Here is a 22,491-nt window from a genome sequence, read left to right on the forward strand (position 1 = left end):
CGGAATGACACCACCGAACAACCACGCGAACGACTACGCGAACGACTACGCGAACGACTACGACGCCATCGTCGTGGGCGGCGGCCTGGCGGGCCTCGCCATGAGCCGCACCCTGCACCGCCAGGGCGTGCACCACATCGTCCTCGAACGGCGCGACAGCGTGTCCAACGAGGGCTTCGCGATCAACCTGCCCGGCAACGCGATCGCTGCGCTGGACGCGCTGGGCGTCGGCGAGGCGCTGTCCCGGCTCGGCGCGCCGACCCGGCGCCGCGAATACCGCGACCACCGCGACCGCCTGCTGTTCGAGGTCGACGAGGACGCGTTCTGGGGGCCGCGCCACCGTCCGCGCTGCGTCAAGCGCAGCGAGCTGATGGCGCTGCTGCGCGAGGGCCTGCCGGCGGACACGCTGCAGCTGGCCAGCCCGGTCGAATCGATCGTCGCCGGCGCCGGCGCGGCCACCGTGGCCACCCCTGACGGCCGCGTCTTCAACGGGCGCCTCGTCGTCGGCGCGGACGGCGTGCATTCGCGTACCCGCGCCTGCGCCTTCCCCGACACGGCCGTGCGCTCCGCCGTGCTGTCGACGTCGAGCTGGCGCTTCATCGCCCCCGATCCCGGCGTCGACTGCTGGAAGGTCTGGGCCGGCCCGCAGGCGCTGTTCCTCCTGATCCCGCTCGGCAACGGCGAAGTGTACGGCTGGGCCAGCGACACGGCCGGCGCCGGCGACGCTACCCGCGACCTGGCCGCCGTCTTCGCCGGCTTCCCCGCGGCCGTGACGAAGACGGTGGACTTCCTGATGCGGCACCCGGACCACATCCACCATTCGCCGCTGGCGGAAGTGCGCATGCCGGCCTGGAGCCGCGAGCGGATCGTGCTGATCGGCGACGCCGCGCACGCCACGGCCCCCGTGTGGGCCCAGGGGGGCGCACTGGCGTTCGAGGACGCGCAGGCGCTGGGCGCCATCCTCGCGCATGGCGGCGACTGGTCCGACGCGGGCGCGCGCTTCGACGCCGCCCGCCGCGAGCGCGTCGGCCACGTGCAGGCGATGACGGACAAGATGTCGAAGGCGGCGCGCCTGCCTGCGTTCCTCCGCAACCTGCTGCTGCCGTTCGTGGGCCCCAAGAATTACGCGGCGACCTACGGGCCGCTGCGCGCGGCCGGCTGACCCGGGCGGCGCATTTATCTTGCGGGATTCGACCCCGGAATGCCGGTCCGGCCGTTTCATGGCCATCGACACTACCGGGAGTCTCCCATGCCGTACCGTTTCTCCGCCCGCGGCCCCGCCCTGGCACTTGCCTGCCTGCTGGCCCTGCCCGGCCTCGCGCCCGTCCTGGCCCAGGACGGGGCGCGCCCGCTCCCCCGCGCCCTTCCCCCTCCGCTGCTCGCCGTGCAGGGCGCCGAGACGCCCGTGCGCCTGCAGGCCGCCAGCATTGCCGTCGATATCGGCGCCGGCATGGCCGACACGACGATCGAGCTCGCTTTTCGCAACCCCAACGCCCGCGTGCTGGAAGGCGAGCTGCAATTTCCGCTAGCGCCGGGACAGAAGATCGTCGGCTTCGCGCTCGACATCGGCGGCGAGATGCGACCCGCCGTCCCCGTCGACAAGGCCAGGGGCCGCCAGGTGTTCGAAGAGATCGCTCGGCGCGGGGTCGATCCCGGGCTGCTGGAAGCGACGCAGGGGGACAACTTCAAGCTGCGCATCTACCCGATCCCGGCCGGCGGCGAGCGCCGCGTGCGCCTGCGCATCGCCCAGCCCCTGGCGCGCGGCGGCGGCGGCTGGCACTATCGCCTGCCCCTGCCGCCGTCTCTCTCCGACGCTGCCGGCGCCGCGGCATGGCATGCCAGCGTGCGCGTGCACGGCGCGGACAGCGCGCCGCACGTGGTCGGCGCCACGGAGGCGAGCGCGCTGCGCCGCGAAGGCGACGGCTTCGCGGCCGAGCTGCCGCGCACGGCGCTCGCGAACGGCCAGCTCGCCATCCAGGGCCGGGCCGACGACAATGTCCGCGCCTTCACCGGCATGCACGGCGATACGGGCTACTTCGTCGCCGAGATCCCCGTCGCGACGGCGCCGCGCCCGCGCCGGCTGCCATCCAGCCTCGTCCTGCTGTGGGACAGCTCGGGCTCCGGCGCGGCGCGCCGCCACGACCTGGAGTTCGCGCTGCTGGAGCGCTACCTGCGCGCGGCCGGCGACCTCGACGTGCGCCTGGTGCGGCTGCGCGACCGCGCCGAGGCGCCGCACGATTTCCGCGTGCGCGGCGGCGACTGGTCGGTGCTGCGCCGCGAGCTGGAAGCGACCGTGTACGACGGCGCCAGCGCACTGGGCGGCTGGCGGCCGGACGGCCGGGCCGGCGACTACCTGCTGTTTTCCGATGGCCTGGACAACTACGGCACGCATGCCTTCCCCGCGCTGGCGCCGCACCAGCGCCTGTTCGCCGTGAACGCCGCGGCGGGCGCCGGCACGGCGCGCCTGGACGCGCTGGCCCGGCGCACGGGCGGCCATCTGGTCGACCTCGGGTCGGGCGATATCGAAGCCGCCGCGGCCGGCCTGCTGCAGGATGCCGTGCGCATCGCCGCGCTGGCCGGCGATGGCCTGGACGCGCTGCAGGCCGAGGCGCCGGACGTGCGCGGCGGCGTGCTGCGCGTGGCCGGGCGCCGCCTGCGGCCGGACGGCATGCTGCGCGTGACGCTCGACGATGGCCGCATGCTGGCCGTGCCGGTGACGCCGGCCAGCCCCGTCCAGCCGCTGGCGCCCCTGCTGTGGGCCGGCTGGCGCATCGATGCGCTGCAGGACCGGCGCGAGGAGAACCGCGGCGAGATCGCCCGCCTGGGCCGCCGCTTCGGCATCGCCACCGGCGACACCTCGCTGATCGTGCTGGAGCTGGCGGCCGACTATGCCCGCTACGACATCGCGCCGCCACCCGCCCTGCGTGCGGAAGTCGAGCGCCTGAAAGCCGGCGGCGCGGCACGCGCGGCGCAAGGCCGCGCCATGCAGCTGGAGCGCGTCGTGCGCGACTTCGAGGCCAAGCAGGCCTGGTGGGCCTACCGCTTCCCGAAGGACGCGCCGCCGCCGGACGCGGTGGCGCCGTCGGGCAAGTCCATCCCCGTGACGGTGCAGGGAAGCGCCGTGCGCGCTCCCGGCGCGGTCATGCCGCCACTGCCACCGCCACCGCCGCCGTCGTTCGCCTCTTCCTTTCTTGCCGCGCCCGCGCCGGAGGCTGTCCAGCGCCGCGTCACCGGCGCCCCACCGGCACCGGCACCGGCAACAGCGTCGCCCACCACCGGCATCGCGCTGCGGCCGTGGACGCCCGACGCGCGCCACGTCGACCGCATGGCCCGGGCCGACGCACGCCAGGCCTACGCCATCTACCTCGACGAGAAGCCCGACCATGCGAACAGCACGGCGTTCTACCTGGACGTGGCCGACACGCTGCTGGACAAGGGAGACCGCGTGCTGGCCCTGCGCGTGCTGTCGAACCTGGCCGAGATGGACCTGGAGAACCGCCACGTGCTGCGCGTGCTCGGCTACCGCCTGCTGCAGGCCGGCGCCCCGGAACTGGCCGTGCCCGTGTTCGAGGAAGTGCTGCGCCTGGCCGAGGAAGAGCCGCAGTCGTGGCGCGACCTGGGCCTGGCGTACGCCGCCGCCGGCAGGCCGCAGCAGGCGGTCGACACCCTGTACCAGGTGGCCGTGCGCGACTGGAACGCCCGCTTCGCCGAGGTCGAGCTGATCGCGCTGGCCGACATGAACGCGATCGCGGCCGCCAACCGGGGCAAGGTCGATACCCGCCGCATCGATCCGCGCCTGCTGCGCAACCTGCCGCTCGACCTGCGCGTGGTGCTGTCCTGGGATGCCGACAACAGCGACATGGACTTGTGGGTGACGGATCCGAACGGCGAACGCTGCATGTATTCGCATCCGCGCACCTGGCTGGGCGGCCGCCTGTCGCAGGACGCCACCGGCGGCTATGGCCCCGAGGAATTCTCGCTGCGCGAGGCCAAGCCGGGCAAGTACAAGGTCGAAGCGAACTTCTTCGGCAGCCGCCGCCAGGTGGTGGCCGGCGTCACGACGCTGCAGGCCAGGCTGACCACGGGGTTCGGCACGCCGAGGGCGAAGGAGCAACTGGTCACGCTGCGGCTGCGCGGGCGCGGCGACACCGTGTTCGTCGGCGAGTTCGACGTGCCCGCCGCGCGCTGATCAGGGCGGCGCCGGCAGGCTGTCCAGGCGCCGGCGCAACGCTTCCGGTACCGGGTAGTCCGGATAGTCGCGCCGGAAGTTGGCCCAGGACGTACGCGCGTCGTCGTCGAGCTTGTGGTCCAGCAGCTGGCCGAGCACGACGAGCCACTCGCGTGGACGGCGCTCGTCGGCCGCCGCCGCGCGGCTGCCCGCCACCTCGACATGGGTCGTGGCCGGGGCGCTGCGGCGCTGTACCGCCCAGCCGCCGGCGTCGTCCTCGGCGCCTTGCGGGGCGGCGAAGTGCTGCATGGGGAACGCTGGTGCGGCGACGGGCGCAGTTGCGGGCGCAGGTGCGGGCGCAGGTGCGGGCAGCGCGGGTGCCGGGCTTGCCGCCGGCACGGGCATGGGCGGAGGCGGAGGTGGCGGCGGCGGCTGCACCGCTTCGGCGGGCGTCGTACGCGCTTCGCGCCGTTGCCGGGCGCCCGTCGCCGGCGCCGCCTTCTCGACCATGGGCGGCGCGGGTTCCTGCTGCTCCGCCGCCTCGGGCGCGGGGACGGTTGACGATTCGGGCGCCCGCGCTCCCGATGTTGGCGGCGCCGTGTCCGCCAGCGCCGCCGGCGCCGTATCCCGGTGCCCGTCATCCCACTGCAGCGCCAGCGACACGCCGATCACGACGGTCGCCGCCACCGCCAGCGGCACGCGCCAGCGGCCCAGCGGCGACGCCACCAGGGCGCGCTCTTCCTCCTCGTCGATGTCGCCGGCGTCATTGGCCGCGTCCACCGGTGCGGCCAGCGCCTCCCGCGCCTGGGCGCGGATGCGCTCGTCGAGCGCCGGCGGCGGCGCCGGCTGCTCGATGCCGCGCAAGGCCGCGGCGAGATCGTCCTCGCCGCGCAGGAAGGCGTCGAGTTCGCGGTCGTCGTTCCCGTGCCCGTGGCGGTCCTGGTCCCGGCTGCTCATGTTCCTGCCTCCCTGGAAGTCTCGGTGGCGAGTTGCTCGCGCAGCTTGCGCATCGCGTAGCGCAGCCGGCTCTTGATCGTTTCTGGCGACGTGCCGCACAACACGGCGATCTCCTCCAGCGCCAGCCCGCTGAACTGCTGCAGCACCAGCGCCTCGCGCTGCTCGTCCGGCAGCGTGCGGATGGCGCGGTGCAGGCGCGCGGTCTGCTGGCGCGCGTCGAGCAGCCGTTCCGGCGTGCCTTCGTCGGCGTCGGCGCCGTCGAGCGCCTCTCCGGCGGCCGCGCTGTCGCCGGCCAGCACCATGCGCGGGTCGCGCCGCATCAGGTCGACCAGGCGGTTGCGCGCGATCTGGTACAGGTAGGTGCGGAACGAGCTGCTCGCCACGTAGCGGCCGCGCGCCTGGTGCAACGCGGCCCAGCTGTCCTGCACGATCTCGTCGACCCATTCGCGGCGCGGCGAACGCCATGCGATGAACCGGTACAGGCCGCCGCTGTGGCGGCGGTACAGTTCCTCGAAGGCGGCCAGGTCGCCATCGCGGTAGCGCAAGGCCAGGTCTTCGTCGGTGGGGTCGGTCGCCATGGCCGCATCATACCATCGCGTACACGCCTACATGCGGACGCGCGCCATCGCGCCGCTCAATGGCGGGCGTGCTGGGCGCGGCGCTGCATGCGGTGGTGCATGCGGCGCAGGCCGAGCCACACGGTGCCGCACACGATGGGCACCAGCACGCCCGTCGTCACCTCCGGATCGATGGGGACGCCGATGCCGTGCAGGGCCTTGCCGGCATAGCCCAGCAGGCCGATCACGTAGTAGGAAATCGCGGCCACCGACAGCCCCTCGACGGCCTGCTGCAGGCGCAGCTGCTGGGCCGCGCGGCGGTCCATCGACTGCAGGATCTGGCGGTTCTGGTTCTCGTGGACGATCGAGACACGCGTGCGCAGCAGGTCGTTGACGTTGCCGATGCGGCGCGCCAGCGCGTCCAGGCGCACGGCCGTCGATTCGCAGGTGCTCATCGCGGGCGACAGGCGGCGGTCCATGAATTCGCCCACCGTCGGTACGCCCTCGATGCGGGCCTCGCGCAATTCCTCGATGCGGGACTTGACCAGCCGATGGTAGGCCTTCGAGGCCGAGAAGCGGTAACCGTGGTCGAGCGACAGTTTTTCCTGGCGCGCGGCCAGGCGCGTGATCTGGTCCAGCAATTCCTGGTCGGCGCCCTCCGGGTGGTTGCCGTCGACCATGCGGGCGGCCAGCAGCGCCAGCTCGGCCTCGATGTCGTCGAGGGCGGCGCCGACCACGCGCGCCGTCGGCAGCCCGAGCAGCGCCATCATGCGGTAGGTCTCGATCTCCAGCACGCGCTGCACGAGGCGCGGCGCCTGCTGGGCGCGCATGTCGACGTCGCGCAGCACGAAGCGCGAGAAACCGTCGGCCTGGATCGCGAAATCGGTCCAGACCTCGCCGCCCTGCATCACGCGCGAACCGACGAGGGTCGCCGCGCTGAAGGCATCCTGCAGCAGCGCCTGGTCGGCCGGACCGCGGTCGAGCACCACGTGCACGGCGGCCATCAGCCGGCCGCGCAGCGCCTCGATCCAGGCTTGCGGCAGGTGCGCCAGCGGGACCTTGCCGAACGCCTCCTGCAGGGGCAGCTTCGACGCGATCTTCTCGGTGAAGGTATAGCTGGCGAACTCGGTATGGCATTCCCACTTCAGGCGGAAGCGGCCGAAGTCGTGGTAGAAGTGGTTGGCGGCGGCGTTCGGCGCGGCCACGCCGAAGTGGGCGCAGAGCTGGACCAGCAGCGCGTGCTGCTCCGGGCCGTTGTTGCTGCGCGAGCCGGATTCGTTGGGGCGGTAGACGGCGAGATGGGTGATCGCTTCCGGCGCTTCCACCTGCAGGAAGGGGCGCGAATGGATCTCGGCGGCGAGCGGGACGCGCTGGGCGTGACTGAGACTGGTGTAGGCGGTATTCATGGTCCTGGTACATCGGGTCCTGGTACATCGGTTCGTGGGGCGGCGCCGGGCTCTGCGGCCTGTCTGCGCTGTCAGTCTCCACCCTCATTCTACATGGCAACAGACCGCTGTCTCCGGACCGGAAGACAGGGCCATATTTGCTAATCACTGTCCACGGTGTAAGCTATGGGCCCGGCGCAGTGCATCGACGCGCCGCCGGCGGACGACTTCATCCACTTATTCGAGCCTTCAGACAGAATGAAATCCACGACAGAGCAAGATACCGGCCTTCCCCTCGACATGGTCATCTTCGGCGGCATGGGCGACCTCGCCATGCGCAAGCTGCTTCCCGCGCTGTATTCGGCCTTCCTGCACGGCAACCTGCCGGCCTCGACCCGGATCATCTCGACGGGCCGCCAGGATTTCGACCGGGAAGCGTATCTGGCCCACGTGGGCGAGCACTCGCGCACCTTCATCCCGAAGGACAATTTCGACGACAAGACCTGGGACGGCTTCCTGCACCTGCTCGAGTATGTCCGCCTCGACGTCCAGCAGGCGCCCGACTTCGGCGCCCTGGCCCAGGCCTCGCGCGCCGGCGCCCAGCGCGTGTACTACCTGTCGACGGCGCCGTCGCTGTTCACCACCATCTGCGAAAAGCTGGCGGCCGCCGGCCTCGTGGACGACCATTCCCGCGTGGTGCTGGAAAAGCCGCTGGGCCACGACCTGGCCTCGGCCATCGAGATCAACGAGGCGGTCGGCAAGCATTTCGCCGAATCGCAGATCTACCGCATCGACCACTACCTGGGCAAGGAAACCGTGCAGAACCTGATGGTGCTGCGCTTCGGTAACTCGATCCTGGAACCGCTGTGGCGCGCGCCGAACATCTCGAGCGTGCAGATCACCGTGGCCGAGGAAGTGGGCGTGGGCAGCCGCGCCGGCTTCTACGACGGCACCGGCGCCATGCGCGACATGGTCCAGAACCACCTGCTGCAGCTGCTGTGCATCGTCGCGATGGAGCCGCCCACCTCGCTGTCGCCGGACGCCGTGCGCGACGAGAAGCTGAAGGTGCTGCGCTCGCTGCGCCGCCCGACGCTGGCCGACATCGCGCGCGACACCGTGCGCGGCCAGTACGTCCAGGGCGTGTCGGGCAACCAGGAAGTGCCGGGCTACCACGAAGAAAAGAACGTGCCGGAAGACAGCAAGACGGAGACCTTCGTGGCGCTGCGCACCTTCATCGACACCTGGCGCTGGTCCAAGGTGCCGTTCTACCTGCGCACCGGCAAGCGCATGGCGCGCCGCTCGTCCAAGATCGTCATCGAATTCGCCAACCCGCCGTTCCCGCTGTTCCCGGACATGCCGGGCGGCGTCGCCAACCGCCTCGTGATGGAACTGCAGCCGGAAGAAGCGATCAAGCTGCAGATCATGGCCAAGCAGCCGGGCAGCGGCATGCAGATGCAGCAGGTGGCGCTGAACCTGGACCTGCAGTCCGCCTTCCAGCAGCGCCGCGCCGAAGCCTACGAACGCCTGCTGGTGGACGTGGTGCGCGGCCGCCTGACCCACTTCATGCGCCGCGACGAGCTGGAAGCGGCCTGGGAATGGGCCGACCCCATCATCGGAGGCTGGCAGACGCTGAACGAGAAGCCGCACGCGTACGCGGCCGGCTCCTGGGGCCCGGCGGAAGCGTTCACGCTGCTGGCGCGCGACGGCTTCCACTGGGTCGAGTAAGGCGCGCCACGGACGGGCGCGGCACCCGGCGCCGATCGCTCGGCGCTATTCCTGGTCGCGCCCGCCGATCCACTCCAGCCAGTTGCAGTCCGGGCAGCGGCTGCACCAGAGCACGCCGAAAAAGGTCGCGCAGCCGAGGACGAGCAGCGTCGCCTGCAGCGCGATGTCGGATTCGAAGCCGTGGAATATATTCGTCATGGCATGTCCCCTCCTCTTGCTGTCAATATAGTCCCGTTCGCGAAGAGAATCCAGTGCGCGCGTGCGCCGGTTTCGCTGCACCGCAGCATGCCCGCGTGCTTTGGCGCGTCGCAAACGTGTGCTGCGTTGTGCTGGAACACGCTTGGAAGCGGCCGGCCGCTGGCGTAGAGTGCCTTGTCCCGACTCAGACGAGAACGCCATGACGACGAGCAACTGGAATGCCCTCGGGCCGCTGGGGGTGCAGGCATTGAAGAACATGGACCGCAGCCGCCAGGCCCGCGGCAAGATGCTGGACCGTGCCGGCTACGGCCCGCAGGAGACGCCGCACACCGCGCTGTACGAGGCGCCCGGCCTGAAGCTGCGCCGCTACGGCGATACCGGCACGCGGCCCGTGCTGATCGTGCCGGCGCCGATCAAGCGCTCCTACATCTGGGACCTGGCCCCCGAGGTGAGCGTCGTGCGGCGCTGGCTGGAACGGGGCTGGCGGGTCTACCTGGCCGAATGGGTGCCCGTCGACGGGGGCGACGGCGCCGACTTCGGCTTCGACGCCTACGCCGACGGCCTGCTGTCCGCCTGCCGCCGCGCCATGGCGGCCGACGGCGCGCAGGAGCCGCCCGTCATCGCCGGCCATTCGCTGGGCGGCATCCTGACGGCCATCCACAGCGCGCTGTATCCCGACGAGGTCCGCGCCACGATCCTGCTGGAAGCGCCGCTGCACTTCGAACCGGCGTCCTGCTGCTTCAACCCGCTGGTGCGCGCCGTCTCGGACGCCAAGGCGATCGCCGACGCCTTCGGCCAGGTGCCCGGCGTGTTCCTCAACATGATGAGCGCGATGGCCGAACCGCAAGCCTTCCAGTGGGAGCGCATGACGGACCGCTGGCTGTCCATGCTCGATCCGGACCGCCAGGCGCTGGCCAACTACATGCGCGTGGAGCGCTGGACCCACGACGAGTTCCCCCTGCCTGGCCGCCTGTTCACCGACATCGTCGAGCGCCTGTACCGCAACGACGAGCTCATGCGCGGCCAACTGCGGGTGAGCGGCCGCACGGTCGGCCCCGGCGACCTGCGCGCCCCGCTGGCCAGCGTGGCCGACCCGCGCAGCAAGGTGATCCCGCTGGACGCCGTGCTGCCCTTCCACGAGGCCGCCGGCAGCGACGACAAGCTGCTGCTGCACTACCGCGGCGACGTCGGCGTGAACCTGCAGCACGTGGGAGTGCTGGTGGGGCGCAACGCCCACGCGACGCTATGGCCGGCGATCTTCGGGTGGCTGGACGGGATCGAGGATGGGGCCGGCGCCGGACACGGCCCCGCGCAGGGAGCGCTGGCGATCGCCAAGTGAGCGTCGGTAGCGCCGCGCTTGTCATATTGTTGCTCTACAATGCCGCATCTTCATCTGCATAGGGCGGCACATGGCGACAGCGGCGTTCAGCTACGGATCCGACGTTTCCGGACTGGTCTGGGGCTTCCTGATGGGCGACGGCGTGCCGACGCGGCAGGTCGACGCGGCCGAGGCGGCGGCGTGGACGGCGCATCCGGAGCGGGAACGCTTCACCTGGCTGCACTTCAACCTGTCGAACGCGGCCAGCGAGCGCTGGCTGCGCGCCCACGCCGGCCTGCCCGACGAGTTCTACGAGATCCTGCACCAGGGCTCACGCTCCACCCGCATCGAGGTGGCCGAAGACGCCCTGATCGCCGTCGTCAACGACGTCCAGCATAATTTTTCCTTCGACAGCGCCGACATCTCGACCCTGTGGGTGCACGTGACGCCGCGCGGCGTGATCAGCGCGCGCAGGAAGCCCCTGGAATCGATCGAACGGCTGCGCCAGGACGTCCTGCAGGGCAATCCGATCCGCTCGCCGGCCGAACTGCTGGTGCACCTGCTGCGCGACCAGGCCGACATCCTCGTCAACATCGTGCGCGAGGCGGTGGCGCGCGTCGACGCCACCGAGGACCAGCTGCTGGCCGGCCGCCTGACGCGCCGGCGCGAGGACCTGGGCGCCTTGCGCCGCGTGCTGGTGCGGCTGCAGCGGCTGCTGGCGCCGGAGCCGGCCGCCCTGTTCCGCCTGCTGCAGCGCCCGCCCGCCTGGGTCGAGCGCGAGGACCGCGAAGAGCTGCGCCAGGCGACCGAGGAATTCGCCGTCGTGCTGCGCGACCTGGCGGCGCTGCAGGAACGCATCAAGCTGCTGCAGGAAGAGATCGCGGCCCAGGTCAACGAGGACAACAACCGCAGCCTGTTCCTGCTGACCATCGTCACCGTGATGGCGCTGCCGATCAACCTGATCGCCGGCCTGCTGGGCATGAACGTGGGCGGCGTGCCGCTGTCGCAGCATGCGCACGGGTTCTGGATCGTGCTGGGCTTCACGGCCGCCGTGACGGGGACGATCGCGTGGGTGCTGCTGCGCCTGCAGCGGCCGCGCTGATCTTTCCTACGCCGCCAGCGCCTTGATGGCCGCCGCCAGCCGGTCCAGGTCTTCGTCGCGGGTGAACCAGGACGGCGTGACGCGGATGCAGGCCCCGCCGACGGGCCCCTTGCGCGCAACGGTGAAGATGCCGTACTCCTCGGCCAGCCGCCGCGCCAGCGCCACGTTGTCCTCGTAGCTGGTCTTGCCGCGCAGGCGGAACGAGGTCAGCGCCCCGTACATCGCGGGGTCCTCCGGCGTGAGCACCTGCACGCCGGGCAGCTCCCGTACCTGGTGCACCCAGCGGTCGCGCAATGCGCGCAGCCGCGCGGCGCGGTCGGCCAGCTTGACGCTGCCATGGAAGTCGATGGCCGCGGGTATCGTCATCACGGCCGGCACGTCCATCGTGCCGGGGTGCACGCGGGCGCGGATGTCCGTGTCCGGATACAGCGTATTGCCGGCCTGCGGCGCGATGTCCTGCAGGCGCGAAGCGCGGATCGCCATGAAGCCGCTGCACAGCGGCGCGCCGACCCATTTGTGCAGGTTGGCGCCGACGAAGTCCGCGCCCAGGTCGGGGATGGAGAAGTCCAGCTGGCCCCAGGACTGGGCGATGTCGACGATCACGTCGACGTTGCGGCTCTTCGCCATGCGCACGATTTCCGCCACCGGCGTCACCAGGCCCGTGCGGTTGTTGACGTGCGTGAGCAGCAGCAGGCGCGTGCGCGGATTCTGGCGCAGGGCCCCCTCGTAGGCGTCGATGACGTTCTGGCGCGTGGCCGGCTCCGGCGTCCGCACGGTGACGAGCTGGTGGCCGCCGCGGCGCGCGGCGGCGGCCATCGCATCCTGCACCACGTCGTAGTCGAGATCCCCCATCATCAGCACGTCGCCCGGGCGCAGCAGGCGGTAGTTGCCGATCAGGTTCTGCAGCGACTCGCAGGCGTTGCGCGTCAGCGCCAGCTCCCCCGGCGCCACGCCCGTATGCGCGGCCACGCGCGCGCGGATCGCCTCCTTCTCCACGCTGTCGAAGCGCGTGCGCAGGTACTGCGAGCTGCCGCGGTTCACCAGGTCGACGTTGCGCTTGAACGCCTCGAGCACGGGACGCGCCATGATGCCGAGGTAGGCGTTCTCCAGGTTGACGAATTCCGGGGCGACGTCGTAGTGGCGCGCCAGCGCGTCCCAGTCGGCGGCGCCGGCTCCCGCCGCGGCGGCGGCGGCGGGAGCGGCGGGAGCGGCGGGAGCGGCGGGAGCGGCGCCGTGCGCGCCCAGCGCGAGGCCGGCGGCGCCGCACAGCAGGGTCCTGCGGTTCAGGTTCGGTATGGTCATGGCGTGGCCTCGGCAGTGGAAACGCCGTCCAGTATGGGGGTACGCGCCCGCGGCCGGCGCGGCGCCCGGTGATCGCCCCATCAGCGGCGCTTATGCCCCGTGCTTCCGCCTGCGGCCCGGCTGGGCCATAATGCATCGACCATGCTTGAGCGCGACATCGACATCTTCCGCACCGTGATGACTTCCGGCTCCGCCACCAAGGCGGCGCGCCTGCTCGGCCTGTCCCAGCCGGCCGTCAGCCTGGCGCTGCGCCGGCTGGAAAAGCATGCCGGGCTCGACCTGTTCCAGCGCGCCGGCGGCAAGCTGCGGCCGAACCAGGAGGCGCACGCGCTGCTGGCGGAAGTGCAGCGCCATTACGTGGGCATGGACCTGATCGAGCACCGCATCCGCACGCTGAGCCAGTTCGGCGCCGGCCGCGTGCGCATCGCCAGCTTCCCGGGCCTGGGCATCGGCTTCATGCCGCGCGTGCTGGCCGACCTGGGGCCGCAGCGCGAGCGCAGCCTGGTGTCGCTGCAGGTGATGGGCTCGCAGGACGTGCGCGACTGCGTGCTGCGCGGCGAGGCGGAATTTGGCCTGGTGGCGGACGACGTGTCCGTCGGCGGCCTCGAACACGCGCTGTTCGCGCACTATTTCGGCGTCGTCGCCCTTCCCGCGGGCCACCCGCTGGCGGCGCAGGACGTGGTCACGCCGCGCCAGCTGGCGCGCTATCCCTTCGTCTCGCTGAACCCCGGCGACACGGTCAGCGTGCGCCTGGATGCCATCTGCCGCGCCCACGGCGTGCAGCTGCGGACGGCGATCGAGAGCACCTACACGATCAGCCTGTGCGAACTGGTGCGCAGCGGGATCGGCATCGCCATCGTCAACCCCGTCACCGCCTGCGACTACCTGGGAACGGGACTCGTGTTCCGGCCGTTTTCCGAGCGCCTCGACTTCACGGCATTGACGGTCTGGCCGCCGGACCAGCCGGCGTCGCCCTTCGCGCGCGCCCTGCCCGCCGCCATGCGCATGCGCCTGGAAGCGGACATGGCCAGGCTGGCGGCCCAGATGCCGGCGCGCGGCGTCACCCTGCACCAGTTCCAGAAGATCGCGGCGTCCTTCCCCCATCCGGCCGCGTGACGCCGGAGCGCGCCGCCGCGCGCTTGCGCAGGCGCCGCGCGCCGATGACGACGGCCGTCCCGGAAAACAGCAGGCCGCCCGCGCCCAGCAGCAGCAACACCGCCTCGCGCAGCCAGCCCGCGTCCAGCATCGCCGGCAGGTCCCAGCTGTGCAGCAGGTTGAACAGCCAGCGGCCCAGGCGCTGGGAACGGTCCATGCTGGAGGCGACCTCGCCCGTGCACGGATCGAGATGGACCCAGGTCGCGTGGGCGTCGTCGTACACGAGGCGCAGCACGGGCAGGCGGCGCTCGTCGGCGCCGTACATCGACTGCTCCTGGCGCGCATAGTAATACGCGTCGTAGCGGTCGACGCGCGCCGGGGCCGGCGCCGCGCCCGGCATCAGGTGGCGCGCGGCCGCCAGCAGGCGCGCGTCCGGCCAGCGCGCCAGGACGGCGAAGCCGGCGCCGTTCGCCACCACGATGCGGGTGCGGTCGGCGCCGTCGCGCGCCAGCAGGAAGGGTTCACCGTCCAGCACGCGCCATTCCAGTTCGCGCGGCGCGAATCCGGCCTCGCGCAGCAGCGCCAGCGCCCGCGGCACGCGAATGTCCGGGCGCCGCGCGCCCGGCGTGCCGCCCGCGTAGGCCGCCAGGTCGGGCTCTGGCCCGTGCGCGTCGAACACGCCGAGCGGGTTCATCGACATCAGGCCGCTGAAGATCCAGGCCAGCACCATCGCGCCGAACGCGAGTCCCAGCACGTGGTGCCAGCGCATCGCCGTCTCGCGGAACGGGGTCTTCGCGCCGGACTTGTAGCGGCCGCCGAAGCGCCAGCGCCAGATGCCGTTCAGCGCGCCCGTGAACGCCGACACGGTGCCCACCGCCGACAAGGCGATCACCAGCCAGGTCCAGACCGGGTCGGACGGCTGGTTGCGGAACATGTACAGCCAGTGCAGCCAGGCGCCGACGAAGTTCCACAGCCGCTGGGCGCGCGGCGCGTCCAGCATCACCTGGCCCGTGCGCGACGAGACATACAGCCGGGTGGCGGCGGCATCGCCCATCTCGACCACGTGCAGCGGACGGTGGACGTCCAGCGCGCGCGAGTGGGTCCAGCGGTCCTCGCCGACGGTGCCCGCGTAGGTGGCGCTGGCGCCGGGCAGGAAGGAGCGCGCCGCCTGCAGCGCGCCGGCGCGGTCGACGGCCTCCTCGCGCCGGCCGCTCGCCGCGTCGAACGACGCGATGGCGCCCTGCCCATCGGTCAGCACGTAGTGCGGTGCGCCGCGGATCGACGTCAGCACGAGGCGCCGCGCATCCTGCACGCCCGGCAGGTCCCCGGGGTCCACGCAGCAGCCTTGCGCGGGCAGCGTCGGCAGCCCCGCCAGCCGTTCCCACGGCGTCAGCTTGGGGTAGCCGGCGAACAGCATCACCATGCCGCTGGCGAACCACAGCACCATCAGCACGCACATCGCCACGCCCGTCCAGCGGTGCACGAGGAAGGCGCCGCGCTTGAATCCGGTACTCATGCCGGCGCTCCGGTCAGAACCGGTGGTCGAGCACCAGCTCGACGCGGCGGTCCGGGCCGACCAGCCACTGCGTCGGCGTGTAATAGGCCGTCTGGTAGTAGCGCTTGTCGAACACGTTGGTGCCGTGCAGCGTCAGGCTGGTCTGGCTCGCGACCTTCCAGCGCAGCGACAGGTCGGTCGTGGTGTACGCGGGCATGCGCAGGGTGTTCGCGTTGTCGGCATAGCGCTCGCCCACGTAGCGCATGCCGGCGCTGGCGCTCCAGGCGGGCAGCGGCTGCCAGTGCAGCCACAGGTTGGCCAGGCGGCGCGGCACGTCCGGCGGCAGCTTGCCGGCGCGCGAGACGGGCACGCCGCCGACGCTCTCGCTGAAGTCGTCGTAGCGTGCGCGCAGCAGGGACGCATTGGCGTCCAGCGTCCAACCCGGCGCCAGCAGCAGGTTCAACGTGCCTTCGACGCCGCGCGAGGAACGGCGCCCGACCTGGATGCTGCGGGACGGATCGGCCGGATCGCGCGTCAGCAGGTTGTCCTTCCGGATGTCGTACACGGCGAGCGTCCACTCCCCGCGCTTGTCGAGCAGCAATTGCTTGACGCCGGCTTCAACCTGGCGCCCCGTCGCGTTCTTGAAATTGCTGTTGGCGGGCGACAGGAACAGCTGCGAACTCACGGGATCGGCGGCGCGCGCATACTGCGCATACAGGGCGAGGCCCGGCGCGGCCTCGTAGACGGTGCCGACGCGCCAGCCCGTATCGGCGAACACCTTGTCGTAGGCGAGCCGGCGCGCCACCAGGTCGGTGCGCTCCAGCTTCGCATGGTCGTAGCGCAGGCCGCCCAGCAGCGACCAGCGCTCGTCCAGCGCCAGGCGGTCCTCCATGAACAGCGCGTACTGGCGCGCGCGGATGCGGTAGCGCGGAATGGTCGGGACATCGCTCACGAACAGGCCCGGTACCGGATCAAACAAGTCCACCGGTCCCGGCGAGCCGGCATAGGTGTTGTTGATATGGGTGAACGACGTCGCATTGACGTCGAAGCCGGCCGCCACGTCGTTCTTCAGGCCGAACAGGCTGCCCTTGAACGTGGCCGTCGTCGTGTTGCCGTTCTGCGCCTGGTCGTGCAGGATCTCCGTATCGTCGGAGCGGTCGACGAGGCGCGTGTCCGGGTTGTAGACGTAGGACTCGGCATTGCGCCAGTGGCGGTCGCTGGTGACGAGGTAGAAGCGCGAGCGCACCGTCGTCGCCGCATTCGGCTGCCAGTTGGCGTCCAGGCCCAGCCAGCGGTCCTTGTAGGTGATGACGCTGTCGGCCACGTTGTAGTTGCGGTCGCGCGTCGCTTCCAGCTGCCGGCCGTCGACCAGCGGCGTGCCGAAGTAGCGCATCGGCTTCTGGTAGCCGTAGGCCATCGACAGCTTGAACCACAGCTCAGGGGAAACGTCGAAGCGCAGCGCGCCGGAAAAGGCGCGGTTGCGCGAGTCGCCCATGTCGACCCAGCCGCTCGAGCGGTCGGCGCTGGCGTCCACGCGGTAGGACCAGTGTTCGCCGATCGCCCCGCCGCTGCCGAACGCGAGGCGGCGCGTGTCCTCGTTGCCGATGGCGGCCTGGATCTCGTTCGTGACGGGACCGCGGCCCGGCTGCTTCGGCACGACGTTGACGACGCCGCCGATGGCGCCCTCGCCATAGATCACGGACGCGGGTCCGCGCAGCACCTCGATGCGCTCGACGGCCCAGGTATCGAAGGGGAAGGACAGGCCGGCGCCGCCGTACTGGCGCAGGCCGTCGTACAGGCGCATCACGGACGTGGTGTCGGTGAAGCCGCGCGCGGACAGCGACGAGGACGAATTGCCCGGATGCGGCAGGCTGCTGATGCCCGGAGCGCGCACGATGGCGTCCGTCAGGTTGACGTCGCCGCGCTCCTCCAGCTGCTTGCGGGTGACGACGTCGATGCTGGCCGGCGTCTCCAGGCGCGACAGGTCCAGGTAGGAGCCGGTGGCGGTGCGGTCGTGCAGCGTGCCGTCCTGGGCGCTGCCGGTGACGACGACCTTGGCGACGGGGCCCGGCTCGGCATCGTCGACGGCGTGTGCCGGCTGGGCGCCGCACCAGGCCAGCAGGCAGCAGACATGAAGGGCCTTGCGCGGCAAGGACGAAGGGGTGGCGGTGAATACGCGCGTGGGTTGCATGGTTCTTTTTCTATCGTTCTGGTGGGCCGCGGCGGCCGTGACGTGACGGCGGCGGGCGGCGGCGGTCGCCGCGGCGCGCACGCGGCTCCAGCGCGCGCGGGAGCGCGTGCTGCGAACGGACGTGGGGGCACGAGGCGGCGTCTTGCCGGAAAACCGGCGGCGGTGCAAATCAGGCGAGGGAGGCGAGGAAGGCGGGCGGCGCGCGCGATTGCGCGGCGATCCAGGCAGATAGCGGCCGCGCGGAACGATAGTAAAGCGGCGGATAGTCGTCGTGCCCGCGCAGGACGGCAAGCACGAAGGGCGTCGGCGGCGTCATCGCCACCGGATTCGCATGGGTGAGGCAGTAGCCGCAATGACCCGCATGCTTGGCGAGCGCATCGTCGTCGCCCGGGATGGCGGCGTCCTGCTGCAGCAGCTGGATGCCGTGCGCGGTACAGATCTCGACGACGTCCTGGACGGCCTGCGGCGCGGGCAGCGCATGCGACACCGACGGCGCGAGCACGCCGAACAGGACGGCCAGCATGGCGATCCAGGCGGTGACGCAGCGGTGTCCGAGTGATGTGCCCATGGCGTCATTATAGCCAAACCGACATCCCGTGCCGCTCCGCTGATCGGGGGAGGACAAAATGTCCATCGAGCACGGGAGGCCGAATCGGGCGCGGCCACGCAGGCGTGGATGCTAAGCTGACCATTCGACAACATTCATGGACATGCGATGCCGAATCAGCGCCGGGAAAGCGCAGGCTGCCACCGCGAAGCGCTTCCTTTCATGTTCGCCACGGGCATCGAGAACAGTGCCCCGACGGTCGAGGGCGGCAAGCTGCGCCGCGACTTGATGGCCGAGTGCGGCCATTACGATCACTGGAAGACGGACTTCGCCCGCAGCGCGGCGCTCGGCGTGCGCTGGCTGCGCTGGCTGCGCTATGGCGTGCCGCTGTACCGTACCTGGCTGGGCCCCGGCCGCTACGACTGGGAATTCGCCGACCTCGCCTTCGCGGAGCTGCGCCGCCTGGGCATCGAGCCCATCGTCGACCTGTGCCATTTCTGCGTGCCGGACTGGATCGGCAACTTCCAGAATCCCGACTTCCCCGCCCTGTTCCAGGACTATGCGGGCGCATTCGCACGGCGCTATCCCTGGGTGCGCCAGTACACGCCGGTCAACGAGATCTATATCTGCGCGCGCTCGTCGGCACTGTACGGCTGGTGGAACGAACAGCAGAGCAGCCACGCCGCCTACGTGCGCGCCCTGCACCACCTGGCCCGCGCCAGCGTGCTGGCCATGCACGAGATCCTGGACCACCGGCGCGACGCCCTGTTCGTCCAGAGCGAATCGACCGAGTACTTCCATGCCGCCGTGCCGGGCGCCGTCGCGCTGTCCAACACCCGCAACGAGCGCCGCTTCCTGTCGCTGGACCTGAACTACGGCCGCCCGCTCGAAGGCGCGCTGCGCGAGTACGTGCTGGACAACGGCATGCGGGAAGAGGACCTGCGCTTCTTCGAGCGGCATGCGCTGCGCCACTGCTGCATCCTCGGTACCGACTACTACGAGAGCAACGAGCACCACGTCGCGGAAGACGGCACGATGGGCCTGCCCGACGGCCTGCTCGGCTATGCCGCCATCGCCCACGAATACTGGCAGCGCTACGGCCTGCCGCTGATGCACACGGAGACCAACCGCGACCAGGGCGACACGGGCGACGAAGCCAGCGCCTGGCTGCGCCACCAATGGATGCTGGTGCGCAGCCTGATGCATTGCGGCGTGCCCATGGTCGGCTTCACCTGGTATGCGCTGGCCGACCAGGTCGACTGGGACATCCACCTGCGCGAGCGGCGCGGCAAGGTCAATCCGCGCGGCCTGGTCGACCTGGAACGACGCGTGCGGCCTGTCGGCCATGCCTACCGCGAACTGATCGCCACCTGGACGGGCCAGGTCTAGCCACACGCGCTCGCGCGTTCGCAACGCTCACGCGGGCGGCACCCCGCATGCGTCGAAGAAGCCAGGCAGGCAGGGATTGCGGTTCGCCTCGTTCCACGCCAGGAACAGGTCGACGGCCGGCGCATCCCGCAGGCGCTTGAACGCGATGTCCTGCATGTGCACGCGCCGCATCGAGTCCGGCACCAGCGCGACGCAATGGGCATCGTTGACGAGGCTGAGCATGGTCTGCTGCAGCCGCACCTCGAAGCTGACCCGCGGTTCGAAGCCGTGGCGGCGGCAGAAATCCAGCACGTCCGCGTTCAGGCGGCTGCCGGCGTCCGCGGCCGTCATGGCGAAGGGATCGTCCTTCAGGTCCGTGATGCGCAGCAGGCGCGCCCTGGCACGGGGATGGGTGCGCGGCAGCGCCACGCACAGGGGCTCGGACAGCACGCGGCGCCGCGCCAGGCCGGGACGCGCGCCATTGTCGAACATGACGCCCAGGTCGATCTCGCCCGCCATCACGCGCTCCGGCAATTCGTCCGATACGACTTCCTTCAGCTCCACGCGCACGTCGGGCCAGGCCGTGCGCATCGACCGGACATAGCGCGGGATCACGGAGTAGGCGGCCGCCATCGTGAAGCCGATGCGCAGCATACCCCGCTCGCCCGCCGCGGTGGCGCGTGCCTGCACCTGGGCGCGCTGCACCGCCTCGAGGATGGCGACGGCGTCGCGATAGAAACTCTCGCCGGCGGGCGTGAGCGTCACGACGCGCGTGCTGCGCTCGAACAGGGGTGTGCCCAGCTCCCGTTCGAGGGCGGCGATCTGGCGGCTCAGCGGCGGCTGCGACAGGTGCAGGCGGGCGGCGGCACGGTGAAAATTCCTCGTCTCGGCCAGGGCGACGAAGTAGCGCAGCGGTTTGATGTCGAGCATAGGCGCATTGATGCAGGAAAGGTATCGATCCTAGCGTAAACTAGCATTGGAAATGCATCGGCGCAGCGGCTATAGTCGCGCCATGCTTTCCACGTTCCTGATCCTGCTTCCGATCTTCGGCCTGATCGCGGCCGGCTATGCCGTGCGCCTGCGCGGCGTGATGGGCGCCGGCGCGGCCAGCGAAGTCAATCGCCTGGTCGTCTGGCTGGCCCTGCCTGCCCTGCTGTTCGACATCATGGCGCACACGTCCTGGCGCGAGATCTGGCAGCCCGGCTTCGTCTGGACCTTCGTCCTCGCGAAGGGCCTGATGTTCGGCGCCGTGCTGGCCTGGCGCCTGCTGGCCAGGAAACCGCTGGCCGACGCCAGCATCGACGCCGTCGCGGCGTCCTACCCCAACACGGGCTACGTCGGCTTCCCGCTGCTGCTCCTCCTGTTCGGGAAGGACAGCCTGACGCCGACGACGATCGCCACCATCATCGTCGCCTGCGTATTCTTCGCCGTCGCCATCGCGCTCATCGAGGCCGGCCTGCAGGCCGAACGCCACCCGCGCAAGCTGGCCGCCAAGGTCGCCGGCGCCGTGCTTAAGAATCCCCTGGTGCTGGCACCGCTGCTGGGCGCGCTGTGCGCCGGCGCCGGCGTGGCGATCCCCGCCAGCGCCGAGACCTTCCTCAAGCTGCTGGGCGGGGCGGCCAGCCCCTGTGCGCTGGTCGGCTTGGGCCTGTTCCTCGCGAACCAGAAGCTGGCCCGGCGCGAACGGACGCAGGCAGGACGCACGCCGGCATCGAACGCCGCGCAACCCGGCCGCGGCCCGCTGGCCGCCATCGTCGCCATCAAGCTGGCGGCGCAGCCGGCCCTCACCTGGCTGCTGGCTACCCACGTGTTCGCCCTGCCGCCGCAGCTGCGCCACATGGCCGTGCTGCTGGCCGCGCTGCCGACCGGGACGGGACCCTTCATGCTGGCCGAGTACTACCGGCGCGACGGGGCGCTGATCTCGAACGTGATCCTGGTGACGACAGTCGCCTCCGTCGTGACGCTCGTCGTCGTGGCGGCGCTGATGGGGGTAACGCCGCCGTGAACGGCGCGGCCGCCCGTTTCAATCGAATCGCTCTTGCCGAGATTTAGTTTCTAGGCTGTAATGTTGCCCAATTAAAAACGATCTCGTCGCCCAGCGGATGCATTGCGCCGGTCGCCGTCTTTCGGAGGGTCGCATTGGATAGCAAGAAGAACCGCCCCTGGCGCACGATGTTTTGCATCGGCACGCTGCTGATCCATCTCGCGTGCGCCGCCGCGCATGCCGCCTCGCCGGATGTCGCCCGCTTCCTGGCGCGGCGCGGGGCGGAAGATGCGGGATTGCGCCAGCTCGCAGCGTCGCCAAGCGCGGACGTCACGCCGCTCTCCTTCATCGACAAGGGCCGTGCCACGCCGACCTGCGGCCTCCTCCTCGCGCGGCCGGGGAGCACGGCCGCCGAATTCGTCGAATTGACGGGGCCGGACGACACATCCGAGTTCCCCTATTGCATTGGCATCCTGTCCATGACGCCGTTCAAGCTGGGTGGCCGCCAGACCATCGCCGTCGAATACCTGGCGCGCGATACGCGCGACGACCTGTATCGCCAGTTCGCCTACCTGCGACAGGAGCCGGCCAAGGGCTTCGCCGTGGACGACGGCATGGCCAGTGGCGGAGAAGACGGCGGCGTACGGGTCGGCGCGGCCGCCCGGCCCGGGCTCGGCATCCGGAATGCGCGCATGGACTTCCTGACGAAAGCCTATCCCCGCTGGACAATGCGGGAGCGCGACTTCATCGCGGACGAGCACGGATCCTTCGCCATCTTCGAGGACGGCAAGGCACGCGAATGTCATGTCGTCGCCGAAGCCGGGGAGGCGCCGCTGGCCATCCGCCTGGACGATATCGTGCCGGGCGCCCGCTGCACCGGCGTCCTCGCCTCGACGCGCCTGCAGAAGGCCGGCACCACGTATTATCTTGCGATGTTCGCGTCCGACGGCGGCCGGCAGCCCGTCGCCGTCATGTCCGTCGGCGCAGGCGGAAGGATCGCGGCCGAAAAGGCATTGTCGGACACGATCAACCGCGCCGGCCCACGCCGCGACATCGTGGGCGCGAAGGCGGCGCTCGCGGACGCGCTGCGCTGATGCGC

The 22,491-nt window shown here is 71.0% G+C and carries 18 protein-coding genes; 9 read left to right on the forward strand and 9 right to left on the reverse strand.

Annotation, left to right across the window (positions count from 1 at the left end):
* The first annotated feature begins 4 nt into the window (after positions 1-4).
* A complete protein-coding gene (locus QPK32_RS01090) occupies positions 5-1,162 on the forward strand; it encodes an NAD(P)/FAD-dependent oxidoreductase (RefSeq protein ID WP_290410933.1) in 1,158 nt (385 codons plus the stop codon).
* An 87-nt stretch (positions 1,163-1,249) separates the two neighbouring features.
* Entirely contained in the window at positions 1,250-4,189 is a 2,940-nt protein-coding gene (locus QPK32_RS01095; protein ID WP_290410934.1) for a VIT domain-containing protein, read from the forward strand.
* On the opposite strand, the gene QPK32_RS01100 is transcribed toward QPK32_RS01095, so the two are convergent.
* The 3 genes from QPK32_RS01100 to QPK32_RS01110 are packed head-to-tail and all read right to left on the reverse strand — an operon-like array spanning position 4,190 to position 7,088.
* Complete coding sequence (locus QPK32_RS01100; protein ID WP_290410935.1) at positions 4,190-5,125, reverse strand: hypothetical protein; 936 nt, start codon at positions 5,123-5,125, stop codon at positions 4,190-4,192. It lies immediately after the preceding gene.
* Positions 5,122-5,703: a sigma-70 family RNA polymerase sigma factor gene (locus tag QPK32_RS01105; RefSeq protein WP_290410936.1), complete on the reverse strand. Its 582-nt coding sequence runs from the start codon at positions 5,701-5,703 to the stop codon at positions 5,122-5,124. The genes QPK32_RS01100 and QPK32_RS01105 overlap by 4 nt, the downstream gene beginning before the upstream one ends.
* Positions 5,704-5,759: 56 nt before the next feature.
* Positions 5,760-7,088, reverse strand: coding sequence for a DUF3422 family protein (locus QPK32_RS01110; RefSeq protein WP_290410937.1), 1,329 nt, complete (start codon positions 7,086-7,088; stop codon positions 5,760-5,762).
* Positions 7,089-7,325: 237 nt separating this feature from the next.
* Between QPK32_RS01110 and zwf the strand changes: the two genes are divergently transcribed.
* Complete coding sequence (gene zwf / locus QPK32_RS01115; protein ID WP_290410938.1) at positions 7,326-8,792, forward strand: glucose-6-phosphate dehydrogenase; 1,467 nt, start codon at positions 7,326-7,328, stop codon at positions 8,790-8,792.
* Positions 8,793-8,837: 45 nt separating this feature from the next.
* On the opposite strand, the gene QPK32_RS01120 is transcribed toward zwf, so the two are convergent.
* Positions 8,838-8,990, reverse strand: a complete 153-nt coding sequence (locus QPK32_RS01120) for a hypothetical protein (RefSeq protein WP_290410939.1) — start codon at positions 8,988-8,990, stop codon at positions 8,838-8,840.
* Positions 8,991-9,189: 199 nt separating this feature from the next.
* Here QPK32_RS01120 and QPK32_RS01125 point away from each other — a divergent pair, with 199 nt between their 5' ends.
* Positions 9,190-10,329 (forward strand): alpha/beta hydrolase, encoded by a 1,140-nt coding sequence (locus tag QPK32_RS01125; protein WP_290410940.1) that lies wholly within the window; start codon positions 9,190-9,192, stop codon positions 10,327-10,329.
* A 70-nt stretch (positions 10,330-10,399) separates the two neighbouring features.
* On the forward strand, positions 10,400-11,410 hold the full coding sequence (locus QPK32_RS01130; RefSeq protein ID WP_290410941.1) for a transporter: 1,011 nt from the start codon (positions 10,400-10,402) through the stop codon (positions 11,408-11,410).
* A gap of 6 nt (positions 11,411-11,416) precedes the next feature.
* On the opposite strand, the gene QPK32_RS01135 is transcribed toward QPK32_RS01130, so the two are convergent.
* Positions 11,417-12,712 (reverse strand): aminotransferase class V-fold PLP-dependent enzyme, encoded by a 1,296-nt coding sequence (locus QPK32_RS01135; RefSeq protein ID WP_290410942.1) that lies wholly within the window; start codon positions 12,710-12,712, stop codon positions 11,417-11,419.
* A 141-nt stretch (positions 12,713-12,853) separates the two neighbouring features.
* Between QPK32_RS01135 and QPK32_RS01140 the strand changes: the two genes are divergently transcribed.
* On the forward strand, positions 12,854-13,828 hold the full coding sequence (locus QPK32_RS01140; RefSeq protein ID WP_290410943.1) for a LysR substrate-binding domain-containing protein: 975 nt from the start codon (positions 12,854-12,856) through the stop codon (positions 13,826-13,828).
* Here QPK32_RS01140 and QPK32_RS01145 read toward each other — a convergent pair.
* The 3 genes from QPK32_RS01145 to QPK32_RS01155 form a co-directional block, all read right to left on the reverse strand.
* Positions 13,773-15,323 carry a PepSY domain-containing protein gene (locus QPK32_RS01145; RefSeq protein WP_290410944.1) on the reverse strand — a complete coding sequence of 517 codons (1,551 nt, stop codon included), beginning with the start codon at positions 15,321-15,323 and terminating at the stop codon, positions 13,773-13,775. The genes QPK32_RS01140 and QPK32_RS01145 overlap by 56 nt on opposite strands.
* 13 nt (positions 15,324-15,336) lie before the next feature.
* The gene (locus QPK32_RS01150) at positions 15,337-17,493 is read right to left on the reverse strand and encodes a TonB-dependent siderophore receptor (protein WP_290410945.1); all 2,157 of its coding nucleotides are present in this window, start codon (positions 17,491-17,493) and stop codon (positions 15,337-15,339) included.
* Positions 17,494-17,662: 169 nt separating this feature from the next.
* Positions 17,663-18,061 (reverse strand): DUF2946 domain-containing protein, encoded by a 399-nt coding sequence (locus QPK32_RS01155; RefSeq protein ID WP_290410946.1) that lies wholly within the window; start codon positions 18,059-18,061, stop codon positions 17,663-17,665.
* A 147-nt stretch (positions 18,062-18,208) separates the two neighbouring features.
* Here QPK32_RS01155 and QPK32_RS01160 point away from each other — a divergent pair, with 147 nt between their 5' ends.
* The gene (locus QPK32_RS01160; RefSeq protein WP_290410947.1) at positions 18,209-19,429 is read left to right on the forward strand and encodes a family 1 glycosylhydrolase; all 1,221 of its coding nucleotides are present in this window, start codon (positions 18,209-18,211) and stop codon (positions 19,427-19,429) included.
* A 27-nt stretch (positions 19,430-19,456) separates the two neighbouring features.
* Here the strand turns inward: QPK32_RS01160 and QPK32_RS01165 are convergent, their stop codons facing one another.
* Positions 19,457-20,338 (reverse strand): LysR family transcriptional regulator, encoded by an 882-nt coding sequence (locus QPK32_RS01165; RefSeq protein WP_290410948.1) that lies wholly within the window; start codon positions 20,336-20,338, stop codon positions 19,457-19,459.
* An 82-nt stretch (positions 20,339-20,420) separates the two neighbouring features.
* Between QPK32_RS01165 and QPK32_RS01170 the strand changes: the two genes are divergently transcribed.
* Entirely contained in the window at positions 20,421-21,413 is a 993-nt protein-coding gene (locus QPK32_RS01170; protein WP_290410949.1) for an AEC family transporter, read from the forward strand.
* 134 nt (positions 21,414-21,547) lie between these two features.
* Positions 21,548-22,486, forward strand: coding sequence for a hypothetical protein (locus tag QPK32_RS01175; RefSeq protein ID WP_290410950.1), 939 nt, complete (start codon positions 21,548-21,550; stop codon positions 22,484-22,486).
* Positions 22,487-22,491 lie beyond the last annotated feature (5 nt).

The organism is Massilia sp. YIM B02763 (assembly GCF_030412015.1).
GTDB lineage: Bacteria > Pseudomonadota > Gammaproteobacteria > Burkholderiales > Burkholderiaceae_D > Telluria.